This window comes from Nocardioides sp. (assembly GCF_035481145.1).
Classification (GTDB): domain Bacteria; phylum Actinomycetota; class Actinomycetes; order Propionibacteriales; family Nocardioidaceae; genus Nocardioides.
The window spans coordinates 1-2,357 of sequence record NZ_DATIHB010000129.1 but is presented as its reverse complement, the minus strand read 5'-3'; the positions used below and the strand labels follow the sequence as shown (position 1 = coordinate 2,357).

General features: G+C 68.4%; 2 protein-coding genes and 1 pseudogene. 2 read left to right on the top strand and 1 reads right to left on the bottom strand.

Annotated features, from left to right (window positions below; genetic code table 11):
* Positions 1-42: 42 nt before the first annotated feature.
* Positions 43-501, bottom strand: a complete 459-nt coding sequence (locus tag VLF38_RS10680; protein ID WP_325271244.1) for a hypothetical protein — start codon at positions 499-501, stop codon at positions 43-45.
* A 177-nt stretch (positions 502-678) separates the two neighbouring features.
* Here VLF38_RS10680 and glnA point away from each other — a divergent pair, with 177 nt between their 5' ends.
* Both glnA and VLF38_RS10670 read left to right on the top strand, forming a co-directional pair.
* Positions 679-2,022, top strand: a complete 1,344-nt coding sequence (glnA, locus tag VLF38_RS10675; RefSeq protein ID WP_325271243.1) for a type I glutamate--ammonia ligase — start codon at positions 679-681, stop codon at positions 2,020-2,022.
* 22 nt (positions 2,023-2,044) lie between these two features.
* Positions 2,045-2,357: pseudogene (locus tag VLF38_RS10670) on the top strand (bifunctional glutamine-synthetase adenylyltransferase/deadenyltransferase); the annotation flags it as partial.

Sequence of the window (2,357 nt, the reverse complement as noted above, 5' to 3'; positions counted from 1 at the left end):
GGGGGGAGCCGGGCCTGGGATCAGAGGCGGCGAGCCCGAGGCTCAGCCGTCGTGGTGGTGCCAGGTCGTGGACATGCGTGCCATCGCCAGAGCGCAGAACGCGAGGGCGAGCGAGCCGATGCCGAAGAGCGCCATGCCGTCCATCGCGAAGAAGTTGATCGCGAAGAGGACCAGGTAGACCGCGGCGACGTCGCCGCCGACGCGTGGCATGAAGAAGACCAGCGCAACGATCGCGAGCTCGATGACACCGAGCGTGTAGAGCTCGGTGTTGTCGGTGCCCGGGAGGACGTCGTGGACCCAGGAGGCGAGGAAGTCGCCCCAGGCGACGTTCATGAAGCCGGCGAACTTGTCGAGGCCGTAGACCAGCGGGAGCAGCATGAAGGTGCCCCACATGGCGAGGTATCCCTGGCGTGCACCGTCGACCTCGGCGATGTGCGCCAGGTCGTGCATCTCGTCCCGCATGTCGTTGCGCATGTCGTGCATGGCGTGGGTGAGTGCCATGGCTCTGTTCCTTTCGAGAGCTCCCCAGGTCTTGGGAAGGTTCACTTCGACGGTAGACCTGTCCGCGCCCTCCCACAAGGAGTCGGAAGTCTCCATTTCTGCAGGTCAGAGCAGGTTTTCCGGGAACCCGACCGACGCCTCCGCCGCTCGGTGGGTGCGAGGCAATAGGGTGTGGCCATGGGCAAGCAGGAAGACTTCGTTCTCCGCGCACTCGAAGAGCGCGACGTCCGGTTCGTGCGCCTCTGGTTCACCGACGTCCTGGGCTCGCTGAAGTCCGTCGCGGTGGCCCCGGCCGAGCTCGAGGGCGCCTTCGAGGAGGGCATCGGTTTCGACGGCTCCGCGATCGAGGGCTTCGCCCGGGTCCACGAGTCCGACATGCTCGCCGTGCCGGACCCGTCGACGTTCCAGATCCTGCCGTGGCGTGGCCACGACGACGGTCGCGCGACCGCCCGCATGTTCTGCGACATCCAGATGCCCGACGGCTCCCCGTCGTACGCCGACCCGCGACACGTGCTCAAGCGGACCCTCGGCAAGGCCGCGGAGAAGGGCTACACCTTCTACACGCACCCCGAGATCGAGTTCTACCTCTTCAAGGAGAACTACCAGAAGGGCAAGCGCCCCAGCCCTGTCGACCGCAGCGGCTACTTCGACCACACCGCGCAGTCCTTCGGCGCCGACTTCCGCCGCGAGGCGATCACGATGCTCGAGGCGATGGGCATCTCGGTGGAGTTCTCCCACCACGAGGGCGGCCCCGGGCAGCAGGAGATCGACCTGCGCTACGCCGACGCGCTGAGCACGGCCGACAACATCATGACCTTCCGCACCGTCATCCGTGAGGTGGCGCTGGGCCAGGGCATCTGGGCGAGCTTCATGCCCAAGCCGTTCAGTGAGCACCCGGGCTCGGGCATGCACACCCACGTCTCGCTCTTCGATGGCGACCAGAACGCCTTCTACGAGGCCGGCGCGGAGTACCAGCTCTCCGAGACCGGTCGTCGCTTCATCGCCGGCATCCTGCACCACGCGGCCGAGATCACCTGCGTCACCAACCAGTGGGTCAACTCCTACAAGCGGCTGGTCAGCGGCGGTGAGGCCCCGTCGTACATCTGCTGGGGCCACAACAACCGCTCGGCGATGGTCCGCGTGCCGATGTACAAGCCCAACAAGGGCCAGTCGACCCGCATCGAGCTGCGCACGATCGACCCGGCCTGCAACCCCTACCTCGCCTTCGCGGTGATCCTCGCCGCCGGCCTCAAGGGCATCGAGGAGGGCTACGAGCTCCCGCGTGAGGCGGAGGACGACGTCTGGGCGCTCTCCGACCGCGAGCGCCGCGCGCTCGGCATCCGTCCGCTGCCCAACAGCCTCTCGGAGGCGATCGAGGTCGCGGAGTCGTCGGAGCTGCTGGCCGACACCCTCGGAGAGCACGTCTACGACTTCTTCCTGCGCAACAAGCGCAAGGAGTGGGAGGAGTGGCGGGCCCAGGTCACGCAGTACGAGCGTGACCAGATGCTGCCGCTGCTCTGACCACACGGCCTAGGTTGGTGGCGTGAGCCCCACCGATCGCCGGACCGACCGGAGCACCCTGCTCCGGCTCGGCTTCCAGCGCGTCGACGAGGCCGTGGCCGGGCTCACCGCCCTCGGACCGTACGCCGACGGGTTGCGCGACGCGCTCGGCCGCAGCGCCGACCCCGACGCGGCGCTGGCGTCACTGCTGGAGCTCGCCGACGCTGAGGATCGTGACGCCCTGCTGACGACGCTGGTCGACGACCCGGCGACAGCGGACCGGCTCCTCGGCGTCCTCGGCGCGAGCACGGCCCTCGCCGACCACGTGGTGCGGGTGCCCGGCGCCTGGCGTGACC

Excerpts from the sequence above, each read along its gene's own strand:
- VLF38_RS10680 (WP_325271244.1), bottom strand. The coding sequence starts at position 501 with ATGGCACTCACCCACGCCATGCACGACATGCGCAACGACATGCGGGAC.
- glnA (WP_325271243.1), top strand. The coding sequence starts at position 679 with ATGGGCAAGCAGGAAGACTTCGTTCTCCGCGCACTCGAAGAGCGCGAC.